Source organism: Pseudomonas sp. Pseusp15, assembly GCF_059492165.1.
This window is the reverse complement of the sequence record NZ_CP168523.1, coordinates 2,480,130-2,496,839: the sequence shown is the minus strand read 5'-3', so window position 1 is coordinate 2,496,839 and position 16,710 is coordinate 2,480,130. Positions and strand designations below refer to the sequence as shown.

The following is a 16,710-nucleotide window of genomic DNA, read 5'->3' as shown; positions in this document are numbered from 1 at the left end:
CAAGACACCCTGGAGAATAAAAATGTCGACACAGCTGACTGCTGATCAATTGCTGCATGCCTATCGGGTGATGCGCACCATCCGCGTCTTTGAAGAGCGCCTGCACGTGGAGTTCGCCACCGGCGAGATTCCCGGTTTCGTCCATCTTTATGCCGGTGAAGAGGCCTCGGCCGCCGGTGTCATGGCTCACCTGAGGGATGACGACTGCATCGCCTCCAACCACCGTGGCCACGGTCATTGCATCGCCAAGGGCGTTGATGTGCACGGGATGATGGCCGAAATCTACGGTAAGAAAACCGGAGTCTGTCAGGGCAAGGGCGGCTCCATGCACATCGCCGATTTCGAGAAAGGCATGCTCGGTGCCAATGGCATCGTCGGTGCCGGTGCACCGCTGGTGGTAGGGGCGGCCCTGGCCGCCAGGCTCAAGGGGACCGACGGCGTCGCCGTGGCGTTCTTCGGCGATGGCGGTTCCAACGAAGGGGCCGTGTTCGAAGCGATGAATATGGCCTCGGTGTGGAACCTGCCGTGCCTGTTCATTGCCGAGAACAACGGTTACGCCGAGGCCACGGCGTCCAACTGGTCGGTGGCCTGCGATCACATTGCCGACCGCGCAGCCGGTTTCGGCATGCCTGGGGTCACCGTCGACGGCTTCGATTTTTTCGCCGTTCACGAAGCCGCCGGTGCCGCAGTGGCGCGCGCCCGAGCCGGTGAAGGACCGTCGTTGATCGAGGTCAAGCTGACCCGCTACTACGGTCATTTTGAAGGCGACGCCCAGACCTATCGGGCACCGGACGAGGTCAAGTATTTCCGCGAACACAATGACTGCCTGATGCAGTTTCGCGAGCGCACCACTCGGACCGGCTTGATCGATGCCAGCCAGTTGGACCAGATCGATGGCGAAGTGGACCTGTTGATCGAAGATGCCGTGCGCAAGGCCAAGTCCGACCCCAAGCCAAGCGCCGCCGACCTGCTCACCGACGTCTACGTTTCCTATCCCTGAACGCCCCCTATAACAAGAATCGAGACCTTTATCATGGCGAGAAAAATCAGTTATCAGCAGGCAATCAACGAAGCCCTGGCTCAGGAAATGCGCCGCGACCCCAGCGTGTTCATCATGGGGGAAGACGTCGCCGGCGGTGCCGGTGCTCCCGGTGAAAACGACGCCTGGGGCGGGGTATTGGGCGTGACCAAGGGCCTCTACCACCAATTTCCCGGCCGCGTGCTGGACACGCCGCTGTCGGAATTGGGTTATGTCGGTGCCGCGGTAGGCGCAGCGACCTGCGGCGTGCGCCCGGTGTGTGAGTTGATGTTCGTCGACTTCGCCGGTTGCTGCCTGGACCAGATCCTCAATCAGGCGGCCAAGTTTCGCTACATGTTCGGGGGCAAGGCTTCCACCCCGTTGGTGATTCGCACCATGGTCGGCGCGGGCCTGCGGGCCGCCGCCCAACACTCGCAAATGCTCACGTCGCTGTGGACCCACATCCCCGGCCTGAAAGTTGTCTGCCCGTCATCCCCTTATGACGCCAAGGGCCTGTTGATCCAGGCCATCCGCGACAACGATCCGGTCATCTTCTGCGAACACAAACTGCTCTACAGCATGCAGGGCGAGGTGCCGGAAGAGCTCTATACCATCCCGTTCGGCGAGGCCAACTTCCTGCGCGACGGCAAGGACGTGACCCTGGTTTCCTATGGGCGCACGGTCAATACGGCGATGGATGCAGCCCGCAGCCTGGCAGGGCGGGGGATTGACTGCGAGGTCATCGACCTGCGCACCACCAGCCCGCTGGACGAAGACAGCATTCTGGAAAGCGTGGAAAAGACCGGGCGCCTGGTGGTGATCGACGAAGCCAACCCGCGCTGTTCCATGGCCACCGACATCTCGGCCCTGGTGGCGCAAAAAGCGTTCGCCTCGCTCAAGGCGCCCATCGAGATGGTCACCGCGCCGCACACACCGGTGCCGTTCTCCGACTCTCTGGAAGACCTCTATATCCCCGACGCGGCGAAGATCGAAAACGCCGTGCTCAAGCTGATCGAGTGGAGCAAGCGTTCATGAGCCAGATCCATACCCTGACCATGCCCAAGTGGGGCTTGTCCATGACCGAAGGCCGGGTCGATGTCTGGCTCAAGGAGGAGGGCCAGGCGATCGCCAAGGGCGATGAAGTGCTCGACGTAGAAACCGACAAAATTTCCAGCAGTGTCGAAGCGCCGTTTTCCGGTGTGCTGCGCCGGCAGATCGCGCGCCAGGATGAAACCCTCGCGGTCGGTGCATTGCTAGGCATCGTGGTCGACGGCGAAGCCAGCGAGGCCGAGATCGATGCGGTGATCGAGCAGTTCCAGGCCGCGTTCGTGCCAGGTGACGGTGCCGAGGAAGACAGTGGGCCGAAGCCGCAGAAGGTCGAACTGGACGGGCGACTGATCCGTTACTTCGAGCGCGGCGAAGGCGGGGTTCCGTTGGTGCTGGTGCACGGGTTCGGCGGTGACCTGAATAACTGGATGTTCAATCATGAAGCATTGGCCGCCGGGCGCCGGGTGATAGCTCTGGATCTGCCGGGCCATGGCGAGTCGGGCAAACAGTTGGAACACGGAGATCTGGATGAGTTGAGCAGGGTGCTGCTGGCTCTGCTCGATCATCTGGATGTTCCCGTGGCGCATCTGGTGGGGCATTCCATGGGCGGGGCGGTGTCGCTGAACACGGCGCGCCTGGCTCCCCAGCGGGTGCGTTCCCTGAGCTTGATCGGCAGCGCCGGCCTGGGCGCGGAAATCAACGGCGATTACCTGCAAGGTTTTGTCGAGGCAGCCAGCCGCAATGCCCTCAAACCACAATTGGTGCAACTGTTCTCCGACCCCGAACTGGTCAATCGGCAGATGCTCGAAGACATGCTCAAGTACAAGCGTCTGGAAGGGGTGGATGCGGCCCTGCGCCTGCTGGTTGCGGGGCTGTTCAAAGAAGGCCGGCAACAACTCGATCTGCGTGGCGTGGTGCAAGAAAACCGGCAACCGGTGTTGCTGATCTGGGGCAGTGACGACGCGATCATTCCTGCGACCCACAGCGCTGGCCTGGCTGCTCAGGTCGAAATCCTGCCGGGTCAGGCGCACATGGTGCAGATGGAAGCGGCCGAGCAGGTCAATCGGCTGATTCTGGACTTTGTCCAACAACACTGATGCCTCCCTTGGCGGCCGGCCATTTGCCGGGCGCCAAGGCCAACGATTTCAAGGAGATTCCAACATGAGCCTTCCAATTGATCCGACCCGCAGCATGCGTGCCGCTGTCTGGCATGGTCGTCACGATATCCGCGTCGAAGATGTGCCGTTGCCCGTCTCGCCACCGGCGGGCTGGGTGCAGATTCGCGTGCAATGGTGCGGTATTTGCGGCTCCGACTTGCATGAGTACGTGGCCGGGCCAGTGTTCATTCCGGTGGATGCGCCGCACCCGCTGACCGGCATCAAGGGGCAGTGCATTCTCGGTCATGAGTTCTGTGGCGAGATCGTCGAAATCGGCGCCGGGGTCCAGGGGTTCAGTGTGGGCGAACCGGTGGCAGCCGATGCCTGTCAGCATTGTGGTACTTGTTATTACTGCACCCATGGGCTGTACAACATTTGCGAGAACCTGGCGTTCACCGGGCTGATGAACAATGGCGCGTTCGCCGAGTTGGTCAACGTGCCGGCCAACCTGCTTTACAAGTTGCCGGCCAACTTTCCAGCCGAAGCCGGGGCGCTGATCGAACCGCTGGCAGTGGGCATGCACGCGGTGAAAAAGGCCGGGAGTTTGCTGGGGAAAAATGTGGTGGTGGTTGGCGCGGGAACCATCGGCCTGTGCACCATCATGTGCGCCAAGGCGGCTGGCGCGGCCCAGGTCATTGCTCTGGAAATGTCGGGAGCGCGCAAGGCCAAGGCGCTGGAGGTGGGGGCAAGCCAAGTGCTGGACCCTAATGAGTGTGACGCGTTGGCTGAGGTGCGACGGCTGACCGGCGGGCTGGGGGCAGATGTCAGTTTCGAATGCATCGGCAACAAACACACGGCCAAGCTCGCCATTGACCTGATCCGCAAGGCCGGCACGTGTGTATTGGTGGGCATCTTCGAGGAGCCCAGCGAGTTCAATTTCTTCGAGCTGGTCGCCACCGAAAAACAGGTGCTGGGGGCACTCGCCTACAACGGTGAGTTCGCAGATGTAATCGCCTTTATCGCCGACGGCCGGCTGGACATCACGCCGCTGATAACCGGGCGCATTCAGCTGGAACAGATCGTCGGGCAGGGCTTTGAGCAATTGGTTAACAACAAGGAGCACAACGTGAAAATCATCGTGTCACCCGCTCGAATCCGAGACGCCTCAGAGCGCGATTGACGCGAACCGAGCCTGAACATTCCTGCCGAATTCGGGGCAGGTAATGTTCAGGCAACGTGTGGCCCACCTTTTCAGAGCTGCACCCGCCGCAGCCTGCCGCTCAACGGGACGACGGTGTTGTCTGGCATGGGCAGTGGCCGGCCGGTCAAACCCATGCCTTCGCTCACCAGTACCGCATCCTCCAGCAGACACAGGTTGGAAGGGGTATCCAGGTCGCGGGCGAGCACGGCGACCTGGGCGGTATGCAAGTTGCAGCTCAGCAGTCGCCCGGTAAAACGGGTAAAGCCGCCATGCAGCGGTTCGCCGTTCCAGTCGGGTGGCAAGGGTTGCTGCAGGCGGTCGCAGAGCTCCAGCACCAACACGTTGCCCTTCGGACACAGCGCCAGTCCGGTGGGCAGTTGCAGGCCACGAAACAGGAGCTCGACTTGCCCACTGTCAGGCCAGACCCGAATCACCTGGCCGGCCTTCTCGGCGAAGTCGATGCCCTTGCGCGTCGGGGCGCCCTGCAACTCTCCGGAAAACAGACTGATCAGCACTGCGTCGGTCGCCGGTTCGTACACCAGGGTCACCGGGACGGCTTCCTGGCCCTGGTCCAGTTCGGGCAACCGGACCAGCACGCGTTCGTCCTGTCCGCTGGCGAATTCCACCAACTGATTGGTATCGGGCTTGACCGCCAGCCAACTGCGGCGGGTCGGGTGGTAACACAGCGCATTCAGATTGCCACGACTGTGAAACACCGGTTCGGGCGGTGTGAATTGCAGGTCCAGCAGTTTGGAACCCTCGACGTAATCGGTCTGGCTGACCAGACAGCGCCCGTCACCGCAGGCGATGTCCGACAGCCCCATGATTTCATCGCGCAGCATGCGAGCCTGCATGTTCATGGCGCGAAAACCTTGCGCCAGTATCTCGCCGGGCAGATAGGCGCCGGGCTTGTGCGGATCCGGTCGCAGTCGACTGATACGACCGCTGAAGGGCTGCTCCGGCAGGCCCGAGCCGGCTTCGGTCAACAGCAGGCTGCCATCGGCCTGCACGCAAATGCCCCGAGGGTTCAGCAGGCCTTCGGCGATGATGGTGCTCGGGCACAGGGTTTCGCTGGGCCGCGCAGGGATATTAATGGGAATGGGCATAGGGCTCTCTCCATGAATAACGGATGGATGCGGTTACTGCGGCGGTTGCCACGGTTCACCGGTGAGATAAGCCCGGAGCAGCGCCCGCTGGCAGGGCGACATCGAGCGCACCACAGGCATGAACAGCGTGGTGCCTTTGTACGCATCCGAAGTTCGGGCGAGGATGGGGTTCTTGGCGCCCATGACCGCGTCGGGCTGATTGAGCGGGATGTAGCGCGACATGGCGGGGAAGGCCAGGTAGTGAAAGCGCAGGACGTTCGGGTACATCAGCTCCCAGGTGATGTGGGTGCCCGCGGGGATGCCGAAGTCGGTCTGTGCGTATTTGCGGAAGCTGGTGAAGTAGCCACTGCTTGGAAGGCCATTGGCCGTGCAGGTCAAGGCGACAAAGCCCGCCTGGGCGGCAGAACCCGCTTTGACGGTGACCGGGAAACTGATCGCGAGCTGGCCAGGGTTAACGGTCAGCGATGCAGGAAAATCGAGGAAATCCCAGTATTGCGGTTCATCGTAAACAGCAGGAGCAGCAGCCTGCAGGTCGATTTCGGTGGCTTTGGGGACCGGACCGCCCAAGTACCTGACCTGCAAGGTGATTGACAGGCCATTGGGGTAGTCCTCCAGGTAGACGTTGCGCTGATCGGCATACACCCGATAGGTCGATTCGGTGGCTTGCAACGTGGTACCGGCGACCTTGCCGGGCGCGTTGATCGCCAGGGCGGCGGTCTGCACTGCCTGTAGCTGGTTGGCGGTCAGGGGCAGGTCGACGATGCCGCCATACACGTAGTAGTCGAATAGAAAGCGGTTGGTCGGGTCCAGGGTGGCCAGTTCAGTGGTGCCTGCGGTGATGGTGACGGGGCCGTAGTTCGCGTTCGGTCCGATAGGGCTGGTGATATCGTCCCTGACGGCCCTGAAGGTTTGCTTCGGAATGACGTTCACCATGTCGATGCTCAGGTAACCGTTGCCGCCCAGGTCGGCATAGCCGGCATTCCCCGTACTCTGGTTGACCAGTTGCCGGCCCGGCTGGCAGTTCAGCGGCTCGTCGGCGAAGGCCGGGGCCAGTGTACCGATGACCCTGCCGATGCTCGGGTTGGGGGTGTATCGGCCGGCGGCATAATCGGCGTCCAGTTGTTCCGTGGTCATCGTGGGGCACATTTCGAACATGACGAAACGCAGGACAATGCCGGTCGCACCCGGCGCCTGGATGATCGAGCGCAGGCCACTGCTGTTCTGGTTCCAGCTGACGATGCTGCTCAAAGGGAAGGTCAGTTGAAACGTACCGCTGGCGTGGAAAGATCCCGGCGCATCCATTTTCGCGGGCAACAGCACACGTCCCGCCACGTCGAAACTGCTGCACACGGTATTACTGCGAATCAGCAACTGGATGTCGCTGTTACCACCAATCTGCAGGCCGCCGACGAATATCTGGGTGGTCGTTGAGGAGGTGGGGTCCAGGTCCACCATCATCGGGCCGGAGACGGGGCCTTGTCCGGTCACCGGGTCCACCGAGCCGAGCAGATAAACCGGCTGGCCCACCATGTCGCCGGTGGTGCTGATGCTGCCCGGATTACCCTGGGAACTGATCAAGGCGTTCTGCATGTCGACGACATGCTGCCCATAGTGATTCCAGCCGCCGGCGGTGTAGTAGTCGCCGTCGGGCGCGTTGATCATGTTGTTCAGCTGATCGTCGGTGTAAGACTGCGCAGTCGGTGCCAGGGTCGAGGTGGTCAGGTCGAAGAGCGGCCATTCATCATTGCCGTCGTAAGGGATGGTGGGGGAGTTGTTCGGCAGGCTGACGTCCGTGCGGATGCCGCCCCAGAAATTCAGGCGTGGTCCATTGAGAATGCTCATGATCTATTCCTCGTCCTTGGTGGTTTTGCCGACAGGCGCGTTGGCGAATTTGAACATGTAGGAGAAATCGGCCTTGTAGGGGCTCTTGACCGGTGTCGCCATGGAGTGGCAATTCATGCAGCTGCTGTTGGGCTGGATGTAGCTCTCCATGGTCACGTTGGCCGAGAGCGACGGGGTCGGCTGACCCAATGGGTTGCTGGGGTTGTCCGGCATCAGCGGACGCTGGGTGGTGATGAGCTGGTAGTACTTCAACACGCTTTTTTGCACGTCCGGGTTGGTGCGGTAATTGGTGTTTACCCCGTTGGTGATCTCGGCAATCGGGGTGACCCGGTTCAGTGGGTTCGGGGTCTGGAACGTGGTGCCGGGTTTGGGCACGCAGACCAGTTGTCCACCCTGAGTCTGCCAGTCGCAGGGTGACTGGTTGAGGCTGACGAGGGGCGCGGTGGGGTTGAAGTAGGAGTAGGTTGTGCCGGGTGTCGGCTGATCGACCCACTGACCGTGCACCAGCTCCTTGGGCGGAACGTTGTCGATCTGCTCGAAGGTCGACCAGATCCACTGTGGGTAGCCATTGACCTTGGTGATGATGTGCAGGCCCACCAGGCCCAGGTAGGCCTCGGTGACACCGCTGCGCTGGCCCTGGTCGTTGAACGTGGCTACGCGCGCCAGCATGGTCAGGTAGTGGCTGGCATTGTCGTTGGGGGTGAGGATGCGCCAGCTCGACTTGACCTCGATGACCCCGTTGGGGAAGTTGATGTTATTAGCTTTGGAAACGACGTCGGCGTTATAGAAGTTGTTGTTGACGATGTAGTCGTAGGACGTCTCGTTGGCCGAGATGTCGTAGTAGGTCGGGTTACCGGCCTGGTCGATCAGCCAGCCGCCGACGGCCTGGTCGACGGCATTCACCTGGGTGCTGTTCTTCAGCGCGGCGATGTTGATGATGCCCAGGCTTTTGGCGGTCTGCGGGGTATTCCACGGGCCAGGATTGGCACCCCTCGGCAGAAAGATTTCCTCCACGGTCTTGTAGGTTTGCCAAACGGTGTAGCCGGGATCCCCAAGCTGTTTGGCGCAGTCGGGATCACCTCGTTGCCCATCCTGTGCGGGCCAGTTCAAAGCGATGAACATCTGCCAGCTGTATTGATCGAACTGGTCCTGACTGGCGGTGGCGACCGGCGCGGTGCTGGGGGGTTGGCAACTCAGGTTACTGGCCTGCGTCGACGGCATGGCCTGTTCTCGGGCCAGGGCCTGCTCCAGGATCAAGGCCGGCAGACTGGCCAGGCCCACTAACATCACGCAGAAACGGAATGTGGTTTTCATGGCGATCCTTCGTCGTTATTCAGGGTTTGCGTTGCATGAGCTTGTTCCACTGCGCCTTTTGGCCGTTGCTCTGTGACGCCGGTGGTTCGAACAATTGGCAGGGCGGTGGATTCGCCGGGCACATGGCGGCCACTTGCGCCCAGGTCTGGGCCGGGTCCGGTTTGGCGATGCGGAAGTTGGTGTAGTTCTGGCTGACGATGGGGGCATTGGCGACGCTGGCATCACCGGAGAAATAGAACGACTGCGGATGCCGGTAGGGCGGTTGTCCCGTGGCGTTCTTGTAGAAGGCGTAGCCGAACAGGATCGGGCCTTGTGGCGAGTCGACATTCAGGGCATAGGCTTGCACGCTGCCATTGAGGTTCTGGCTGCGCGCGGCACTGTAGGGCAGGTGCTTGATGAAATCCTGCCGTGGTGGGTGGTTCATCGGCGAGAACATGCAGCAGGCCGGCATGTCCTTGGGACGGTCCTGGGGATAGGTCAGGAAGTAGGCCTTGTTGCCCAGCGACACGAAGGAGCAGGTGTAGTTGTTGTTCTTGATCGGGAAGATCGGCAGGCAGTATTTCTCGTAGTGTTCCATCATCGCGCCGAAGCCGTCGCCATCCGGCGGGATGTAGGCGGTGTCGTAGTAACTGGTGCCGCGAGAGACGGTGTAGTCCGCCGGGGTCAGGGTGGTGGGTGGATTGCTGTAGGGCGGCGGGTTTTTCTCGTAGTTGTGCATCACCCGGTACATGGTCCAGTCGCTGATCCAGTAGGCCGGGAAAAACGGATCGGAAGGCTCGCCCGGTGCTCGTGTTGCGATGCAATTACCGTTCTGTTCATTGCACCCCTCGGTGTTGTGCACCCCCATGGTGAAGTACACGGCACCGCTGTCTGCCTGGGCGAATAGAGCCGGGATGAGTAGCAGGGTCAACAGCAACAGCCGGTTCAAAATGCTGGCTTTCATATGACACTCCTGTGAAGTGCCGGGTGACAGACTCGTCACCCGGTGGTCCTGCTTGAGCGTTGTAGTTTTAGCTTTGTTCGTAGTCGCTCATGCTGAGCGGGATGGGCGGGTAATTGCGTTTCACCAGGGACTGCGCCCACAGCTCCAGTACGGCGCGTCGGCTTTGTGACATGTCGCGGGTGATGGGCATGGCGAGTGTGCTTTCCTCCTGGTACTCCTTGCTGATCAGCACAATCAGTTGGTCGATGGCGCCTTCAACTCGTGCCTGGGAGTTGAGCGGCATGAACTTGTTCATGATCGGGTACAGGTAATAGAAGGTCTGCAAGATGCGTGGGTAGATGAAGTTCTCCCACAACAGCGTCGCGGCGTTCTGACGCGTGCAGATGGAGTTCCAGTAGGTGATGAAGTCCTGTTGCAACTGAGGATCCAGTGGCAGGACGCGCATCGGGGCGAGGAAGTCTGTGTAGGCCTGGGTGTAGTTGAAACTGAAAGGGACGGCCGGGTTGTTGTGATCTTCCTGCACGAAGAACCGCAGAGTGGGAAAACCCGGGGCTCGAGCACTCACGCCCAGTTGGGCAATGCCGCTGGCGTTGGTGGTGATCTTTGCAACAGAGTAATTGACGATGCTGTTCTGAGCATCGCGCAGCGTCCCGGTTCGGGAGATGGCTGAGTCGAATGTCAGGCAAGGGCGCAAATTGACCGCGACTGGTTTGCCCAAGTCATGCAGGAACTGCTGATAATTTACCGGTATTCCCGAAGGCCCGGCATTCGACGTATCCACGGCCTGTAGGGCGATGAGTCCACGGCCGCTACCGGTAGCCAGGTGGCTTGATATCGCGAGCATGTCGTTGAATTGCGGCAGATTGGGCTTGTTCAATGTACGGTCTGCCGGATGGTCGTAGAACAGTGTGAAGTCGGCCGGATTACTGAATGCCAGATAGTAGTTGCTGGTGGTCACCGAGAAGGGGTTGCCATACTCCGCCACCCACAGCACGGTGTTGGCCGCTGGCTTGCCATCCTTTTGCACCATGATTTGCAGCGTCTTGTGATCACCCACGTCGATGAAACTGCCGCTTTCTATCACTTCGGCGGTCCACATCTGCTGAGTGGAAGCGATCTGGGGCGTTTGTGTGCCCTGTAGCTGCAGCTCCAGAGGGCCGGCCTGCAGGGTCGCCTTGTCTGCGTCGTTGAGCGTGAAGTCCAGAAGGCCGGAACGTTTGTCGAAGGCAGCTTGTCGATACTGCTCGAAACCGAAGTTGATCACCGGGTTGAACTGTCCATCCTTGCGTACGCCCAGTAGATAGTTGCCGGCATGGAATTTTTCGGCCGTCGGGATCGGGGCGTTGGAGTCCACTGGATAGAACGGAAAAGTGTTGCCCAGATCCAGCGACAGGGTGTTGCCGGTAATCTGGGCCGACATCACACCCAGTGTGATGCTTGTGGCATCGACAGGCTGGTTTGTTTTGAAAACAGGTACCGGATTGGCAGATACCAGGCGCCGGCCGGCGGGTGCGGTGGGGTATTCGTCGGCAAACCAGAGACCCAAGGTCGCTGCGGTGCGGCTGTAGGCGGGGTTGAAGAATATATCGGAAACGTTGTCCAGGCCCTTCTGATACATCGCTTGCACTTTGGCCATGTCCGCGGCTGTCGTGGAGTGGGTATTGATCGGCGGGAAATCGTTGAAAATGCCGTTCTTGTCATAGTAGGTCAGGTAGGTGGAAAACCTGAACATCAAGCCACGAGCTCCTTGTTGCTTCATCTGCTGTTGAAGCTGACTCAGCAGCGCGGAGTTGCCGATAACCCATTCCAGGTTTTCCTGAGGAAAGCAGGTCTGCCAGGTGGTGGTGACATACTTCAGACCACCGAGGGCCCCCCAATTGAAGTTCAGGAATCGATCCAGCATCCGGTATTGCCGATTGAGGGTCAGGCCGCATTTATCATCCCCCAACATCAGCTTGTCGAAATACAACGCGGTGAAGGTGTTCTGCCACGGGCTGATGTCCACGAAGCGCGCGGCAGTAGGACTGGCGCTGCCAAAGGGGTTACCGAGCAATTGGTAGTTCTTGCCGACCAGCGCATCCTGGGCGATGTAGTTGTTGGCCTGCAGCTCGCCGCCGATGACCACGGAGCGGATATCGTCGTAGCTCACCGTGCCGCAGGCATTGTCGCCAAACAGATCCCATTCTGCGGGAATGTAGGGGGTCGGACTGCCATTGGTCGGCACCATCGACACATAGTCCGGGACGTTGTTCACGGGACTGATGACCCAGGGCATCAGCTTGTTGGGGGCGTTCTGGCGCGTGATGTCGTAGAAGTTCACAAACGGCCAGTTAATATCCATGTTGACCGCGTCATAGAGTGGAAACACATCGTTGTTGTTGGCTGTTGGCGGGTTCCAGAACATGTGGCCGTTGAGGTAGATACGGGGGAAATTCAATACGCTCATGTCATGCTCCTTAGCGTTGCCACTGGGCGTGTTTCAACGACCAGACAAAATCCAGTTTGTTGTAACCGGCGAAAGCCGAGTTCGGCAGCGGGGTGGTGGGGTAGACAATGCCGCCCTGTTCTTTCAGGGCGAAATTGAAGTAACCCTTTTGGTTCGAGTAGGCGGCGGTGCCGTGGCAGGCCAGGCAGGATGAGGTGTTCTGGAAGGCCGATTCCAGCTGGGAGTTGGCCAGCACCTGAGTGATGGGCTGGAATTCCACCCCGATCAGTTCGTACTTCGACAGGGAGGGATTAGCGGCCTGAAAGCTGGTATTGACCGATTGGGCAGCCGGTGTCGGTCCTGTGGTGTTGGTCATCGGGGTGGCCGGTACGGCATTGGTCACGGTGTACTTGCTGTTGTTGATGTTTTCGAAGGTGGTCCAGACCCAGTTGGCGTTCAGCTTGTTGACGACGTGTAAGCCGCTTAATGCTGCATAGCCGACCTTGTATTGACCGTTTTTCAGGTAATAGGCCTGGGCGATGTAGTAACCGTCTTTCTCCAGTTTCTGTTTGTAGGTCGCGTCGGAGCCGATCCACAGCCAGGAGGATTTCAGCTCCCAGGCAATGGGCGGAAACTCCAGATTGCTGGTCAGGGCGGCCTGGCCGTTCATGTTGTAGACCTGCTTCTGCACGATGTAATCGAACGTGCCCTGGCCCATCAGCAGCTGAAAGCGTACAGGGTTGCCTTTTTCTGTTGAGGGCACTGCGCCGCCCATCTGCAGAATCAAGCCATCGACCTGTTGGGTGGCATTGAGGTTATGGAAGGTTCGGGACATATCCATTCCTAGCGCCTTGGCCTGTGTAAGCACCGCGTTCGGCGGCGGCACAGCCGTGCCATAGGGGGCGGGCTTGGCGCCGTTGGGCAGGTAGACCTGATCGGAAGGCTTCATGGATTCCCACTCGCGGTTGGGGCTCCCCGCGGCAGCGGGCTGGTTCAGGCAGACGAACCAGTTCCAGGCCATGGTCTCGGGGCTCTGCGCAAACGCGGCCCGGGTCTTGTCGACGTCTCCTCCAAATTGCAGAAAGTTGCTGCAGTCAAAGGTGTTTGTGCTCTGAGCCTGAGCCAAACCGGCCAGGGCACTCAGAACTGTTATAGAAATGGCTCGCCGCATGGAAGCTCCTTGGCATTGGCCGGGTCGGTGTGTGAATGCCCCAGGAAGTGTTCCAGGAGCAGTTGCTTCACTGCCGTGGCCGCAAGGCGCTGGGGCAACGGCAGATCGCAATTGGTGATGAGCAGCGGGCCGGTGTTCTCGCTGTCGGGCAGGCGACCATGGCTGCCACGGACCAGGCGGGTGTCCAGCGGAATCAGGTCCATGTAGTAGCGAAAGCCGAGCTTTTTCTGCAGCAGGCGGCGCGCCACTTTCAATTTGGGGAAGCGAATGGCCGGGTCGATGAACAGTTCCAGCGGGTCGTAGCCGGGCTTGCGATGGATGTCCACGGTGCGGGCAAAGTCGGGTGCCTTGCGATCGTCGAGCCAGTAGTAGTAATCGAACCAGTAACCCGGCGCGGCCACGGTCACCAGCTCGCCGCTGCGCGGATGATCCAGTTGCCAGGCCCGTTGTTCGGCTTTATCCAGCACCTGCTCGATGCCGGGCTGGCGCTGCAGCAGCGCTTTGACGCGAGGAATGTCTTGCGCCTGTTTCACGTAGATGTGCGCGATCTGATGATCGGCCACGGCAAAGGCCGCGCTGGCGCCGGGGTCGAGCAACTCCCAGGTCAGCGACTGGCGCACCTGCAACAAGCCTTCCGAGCGCAACAGCCGGTTAATCGATACGGATTGCTGTACCGCTTCGATCCCATATTCGGACAACAGCATCACCGCCGCGCCTTGCCCCTGGGCAAAGGCCAGCAGGCGACCTACTTCACTGTCGATGGCCCGCACCTCGTCGGCAATCGACGGATGATCAGGGCCCAGTCGCTGCAGGCAATAGTCGAGATGCGGCAGGTAGACCAACTGCAGGTCCGGTCGATCGAGCTGGAATTCGGCGATGGCGCAGTCGACGATCCAGCGGCTCGATGCGATGCCGGCCGCCGGACCCCAGAAACCCGGAAACGGAAATTCACCGATCTGCTGCTCGATACGCTCATGCAACGAGGCCGGTGACGAATACAGGCCGAACATCTTGCGGCCATCGGCCGGGTAGTGCGGGCGTGGGGTGATGGCGGCGTCCACGTCCGCATACATGTTGTACCACCAGAACAGCTGGCTGCAGCGAAAACCCGGGAGTTCGCGCTTGAGCGTCTGCCAGACCTTTTCTCCCTGGATCAGTGCGTTGGGTTGCAGCCAGAAACGCACTTCGGCCTGGTCGCGAAAATACCAGCCATTGCCCACGATGCCGTGTTCCGACGGCGACGCGCCGGTGAGGATCGAGGCCTGCACTGTAGAAGTGACCGCCGGAAACACGGGTTGCAGGCTGGCCATTTTCGCCGTTTTCAACAGGGCATTGATGTGCGGTGTCGCCGGCCCCAGCAGAGCCGGGGTCAGCCCGACCACGTTGATCAGCAGCAGCGCTTGGCGCGGATTTTCAGAGGGCATCGGCGTACGCCTCCCGCGTTTGGGATTGCAGCAATTGGCGTTGGCGCAGTTGCTCTTCGACCCAGTGCAGTTCCGCGGCGATCCCCTGCAGTTGGGCGTGCTCGGTGTCGGGCCGCAGTTGCGCGGGCAGCACGCCCCAGCTGTAGGTTTCCACTTCCAGCACGGGACGAAAATCCCCATGGTCTGCGAGATAGTCGAAAGTCTGCGACAGGGCGATCTGGCTGCCGCTGAGCTCAGGCAGCAGCAAGTGTTCGCTGAACAGCGGGATGTGGAAATGAATCCGCAGTTCGGGGTACTGCTCCAGGTTATTGGCGCAATCGTCGAGGGCGGCGGGCAGGTCGGCCCAGCCCGATAACCGCGCCTGCGCATCTCGGGCTTTGACTTGATGCAGGTAGGTGGTTTCGGCGAAGTCGCTCAAGGTCTTGAGCACGTGTTCGCGCCGGTTGTCGTCTTCAGCGGGCAGGTGACAAATCAGCGCGTTCGACAGCTGGATCTTGCCGACAGGCACTCGGGCCTGGCGCAGCTTTTCCAGCGACTGATAGCAGTGTTCGAAAACCACGGCCTGGTGGCAGACATCAAAACACAGCGCCAGATAGTCATGGTGCGGATCGCTGGCTTGGTAGCGGTGGAAGAAGGCGATGGCCTGGTCGGTGTTTTCCAGCACACAGTCCGGCTCCATCTCCAGGCAGAACACGATTTTCTTGCCCGTCTCCCGATGCAGCCTGGCCAGTGAAGCCGTGAGTTGGCGCAGCAGGTGTTCGGCACGCTGCTGTCGCCGCGGGTTCCAGTCGGCGGCATAGCCCAGCGGTACGGTGGAAATCACGCCTTGGGGGCAATCCGACGGCAGGGCGTGTGCCAGGATTCGGGCCAGATTCAGGCTGTACGCCAGCCGTTTCGGATCAGTCCAGTTGGGCAAATAGACGTCGGCTTTCACCGCGCCTTGATGAAATTGGCCATAGGGAAAGCCGTTAAGTGAAGTCAGCCGCAGCCCGCTGCGTTGCAGCAGGCTGAGGAAGTCCGCGCGAGCTGACGCCTGCTGTAGTTCGGCTGCGGCGAGGGCGCTGATCCACAGCCCACTGTCTTGCTCGTTCAGGCCGCGCAGGGTACGCACACCCCGGAAATGCCATTCGATGGATGACCGTAGCCCCGCCAGGTCACGGGTCGGGTGCACATTGCTGCAATAACCGACCTGCGCGGCAGCCCAACCCGTGCCGGCACTCATTTGATCACCGGTTCCTGGCCACGCAGGGCAGAGTTGTCCTGCCACTGCCGACGCTGGTCAATGGGCAGCGGGGTGCTGACCAGGGACTTGTCCAGTTGGCCGCTTTGGGCAAAAAAGTCCACGGGGTTGTGGAACAGCACCTGTTCGACCTGGCTTTCGCTGAAGCCGGCAGCCAGCATTGCTTCGCCCGTTTTCGGCACTTTGAGCGGGTCGCTGATGCCCCAGTCGGCGGCGCTGTTGACCACCATTTTCTCGGTGCCGTACTCCTGCAACAGGGCGACCATGCGCTGTTCCGACATCTTGGTGTTGGGGTAGATCGAATGGCCGCGCCAGCAGTCGCTGTCCAGCACCAGCGGCAGGGTCAGTTCGTTGAGGTGGTCGATGATCACCAGGTGCTCGGCAATCCCGACTTCGCGAATCACTGCCAGGGTGCGTTTGGTGCCACCGATCTTGTCGCGGTGCGGGGTGTGCACCAGCACCGGCAAATTGAATTGTCTGGCCAGCTCCAGCTGAGCGGCGAGGAAGCGATCTTCCTCCGGGGTGATGTCGTCGTAGCCGATTTCGCCGACCGCCACGACGCCGTCTTTCACCAGGTAGCGCGGCAGAATCTCCAGCACTTCATTGGCCACCGACAGGTCATTGGCCTCCTTGGGGTTGAGGCCGATGGTGCAGAAATGATGAATGCCGAACATGCTGGCGCGAAAGCGCTCCCAGCCCAACAGGGTGTCGAAATAGTCGATGAAACTGCCGACGCTGGTCCTGGCCTGACCCTGCCAGAAGGCCGGTTCGATCACCCCCGTGATACCGGCGGCGGCCATGTTCTGGTAGTCATCGGTGGTGCGGCTGACCATATGAATATGCGGGTCGAAGTACTTGAGCATGGTAAATCCTCGTCAAGGA

At 60.6% G+C, this 16,710-nt stretch carries 13 protein-coding genes; 4 read left to right on the top strand and 9 right to left on the bottom strand.

All coding sequences use genetic code 11. The features are described from left to right. Window positions 1–22 precede the first annotated feature (22 nt). From ACEN8R_RS11215 to ACEN8R_RS11200, 4 genes are all read left to right on the top strand, one after another. Complete coding sequence (locus ACEN8R_RS11215; protein WP_495624875.1) at window positions 23–1,000, top strand: thiamine pyrophosphate-dependent dehydrogenase E1 component subunit alpha; 978 nt, start codon at window positions 23–25, stop codon at window positions 998–1,000. A 33-nt stretch (window positions 1,001–1,033) separates the two neighbouring features. After that, entirely contained in the window at window positions 1,034–2,053 is a 1,020-nt protein-coding gene (locus ACEN8R_RS11210) for an alpha-ketoacid dehydrogenase subunit beta (protein WP_018928915.1), read from the top strand. Continuing rightward, complete coding sequence (locus ACEN8R_RS11205) at window positions 2,050–3,162, top strand: acetoin dehydrogenase dihydrolipoyllysine-residue acetyltransferase subunit (RefSeq protein ID WP_064617509.1); 1,113 nt, start codon at window positions 2,050–2,052, stop codon at window positions 3,160–3,162. Before ACEN8R_RS11210 ends, ACEN8R_RS11205 begins: the two co-directional genes overlap by 4 nt. A 94-nt stretch (window positions 3,163–3,256) precedes the next feature. After that, complete coding sequence (locus ACEN8R_RS11200; protein ID WP_477759170.1) at window positions 3,257–4,342, top strand: 2,3-butanediol dehydrogenase; 1,086 nt, start codon at window positions 3,257–3,259, stop codon at window positions 4,340–4,342. Window positions 4,343–4,413: 71 nt separating this feature from the next. On the opposite strand, the gene ACEN8R_RS11195 is transcribed toward ACEN8R_RS11200, so the two are convergent. From ACEN8R_RS11195 to ACEN8R_RS11155, 9 genes are all read right to left on the bottom strand, one after another. After that, a complete protein-coding gene (locus tag ACEN8R_RS11195) occupies window positions 4,414–5,469 on the bottom strand; it encodes a hypothetical protein (RefSeq protein ID WP_495624874.1) in 1,056 nt (351 codons plus the stop codon). 33 nt (window positions 5,470–5,502) lie between these two features. Then, entirely contained in the window at window positions 5,503–7,311 is a 1,809-nt protein-coding gene (locus ACEN8R_RS11190) for a hypothetical protein (RefSeq protein WP_495624873.1), read from the bottom strand. A gap of 3 nt (window positions 7,312–7,314) precedes the next feature. Next, complete coding sequence (locus ACEN8R_RS11185; RefSeq protein ID WP_086945631.1) at window positions 7,315–8,625, bottom strand: hypothetical protein; 1,311 nt, start codon at window positions 8,623–8,625, stop codon at window positions 7,315–7,317. A 19-nt stretch (window positions 8,626–8,644) separates the two neighbouring features. Next, a complete protein-coding gene (locus ACEN8R_RS11180; protein WP_495624872.1) occupies window positions 8,645–9,568 on the bottom strand; it encodes a hypothetical protein in 924 nt (307 codons plus the stop codon). A gap of 67 nt (window positions 9,569–9,635) precedes the next feature. After that, the gene (locus tag ACEN8R_RS11175) at window positions 9,636–12,014 is read right to left on the bottom strand and encodes a hypothetical protein (protein ID WP_138867415.1); all 2,379 of its coding nucleotides are present in this window, start codon (window positions 12,012–12,014) and stop codon (window positions 9,636–9,638) included. Between the two features lie 10 nt (window positions 12,015–12,024). After that, window positions 12,025–13,164 (bottom strand): hypothetical protein, encoded by a 1,140-nt coding sequence (locus ACEN8R_RS11170; protein WP_019651677.1) that lies wholly within the window; start codon window positions 13,162–13,164, stop codon window positions 12,025–12,027. Next, the gene (locus ACEN8R_RS11165; RefSeq protein ID WP_495624871.1) at window positions 13,143–14,588 is read right to left on the bottom strand and encodes an alkaline phosphatase family protein; all 1,446 of its coding nucleotides are present in this window, start codon (window positions 14,586–14,588) and stop codon (window positions 13,143–13,145) included. The genes ACEN8R_RS11170 and ACEN8R_RS11165 overlap by 22 nt, the downstream gene beginning before the upstream one ends. Beyond that, the gene (eboE, locus tag ACEN8R_RS11160) at window positions 14,578–15,810 is read right to left on the bottom strand and encodes a metabolite traffic protein EboE (RefSeq protein ID WP_495624870.1); all 1,233 of its coding nucleotides are present in this window, start codon (window positions 15,808–15,810) and stop codon (window positions 14,578–14,580) included. The genes ACEN8R_RS11165 and eboE overlap by 11 nt, the downstream gene beginning before the upstream one ends. Continuing rightward, window positions 15,807–16,691, bottom strand: coding sequence for a TatD family hydrolase (locus tag ACEN8R_RS11155; RefSeq protein WP_111453178.1), 885 nt, complete (start codon window positions 16,689–16,691; stop codon window positions 15,807–15,809). The genes eboE and ACEN8R_RS11155 overlap by 4 nt, the downstream gene beginning before the upstream one ends. Window positions 16,692–16,710: the final 19 nt, after the last annotated feature.

Bases quoted from the DNA above. Each gene is read 5' to 3' on its own strand.
- ACEN8R_RS11215 (WP_495624875.1), top strand. From the start codon at position 23: ATGTCGACACAGCTGACTGCTGATCAATTGCTGCATGCCTATCGGGTG.
- ACEN8R_RS11210 (WP_018928915.1), top strand. From the start codon at position 1,034: ATGGCGAGAAAAATCAGTTATCAGCAGGCAATCAACGAAGCCCTGGCT.
- ACEN8R_RS11205 (WP_064617509.1), top strand. From the start codon at position 2,050: ATGAGCCAGATCCATACCCTGACCATGCCCAAGTGGGGCTTGTCCATG.
- ACEN8R_RS11200 (WP_477759170.1), top strand. From the start codon at position 3,257: ATGCGTGCCGCTGTCTGGCATGGTCGTCACGATATCCGCGTCGAAGAT.
- ACEN8R_RS11195 (WP_495624874.1), bottom strand. From the start codon at position 5,469: ATGCCCATTCCCATTAATATCCCTGCGCGGCCCAGCGAAACCCTGTGC.
- ACEN8R_RS11190 (WP_495624873.1), bottom strand. From the start codon at position 7,311: ATGAGCATTCTCAATGGACCACGCCTGAATTTCTGGGGCGGCATCCGC.
- ACEN8R_RS11185 (WP_086945631.1), bottom strand. From the start codon at position 8,625: ATGAAAACCACATTCCGTTTCTGCGTGATGTTAGTGGGCCTGGCCAGT.
- ACEN8R_RS11180 (WP_495624872.1), bottom strand. From the start codon at position 9,568: ATGAAAGCCAGCATTTTGAACCGGCTGTTGCTGTTGACCCTGCTACTC.
- ACEN8R_RS11175 (WP_138867415.1), bottom strand. From the start codon at position 12,014: ATGAGCGTATTGAATTTCCCCCGTATCTACCTCAACGGCCACATGTTC.
- ACEN8R_RS11170 (WP_019651677.1), bottom strand. From the start codon at position 13,164: ATGCGGCGAGCCATTTCTATAACAGTTCTGAGTGCCCTGGCCGGTTTG.
- ACEN8R_RS11165 (WP_495624871.1), bottom strand. From the start codon at position 14,588: ATGCCCTCTGAAAATCCGCGCCAAGCGCTGCTGCTGATCAACGTGGTC.
- eboE (WP_495624870.1), bottom strand. From the start codon at position 15,810: ATGAGTGCCGGCACGGGTTGGGCTGCCGCGCAGGTCGGTTATTGCAGC.
- ACEN8R_RS11155 (WP_111453178.1), bottom strand. From the start codon at position 16,691: ATGCTCAAGTACTTCGACCCGCATATTCATATGGTCAGCCGCACCACC.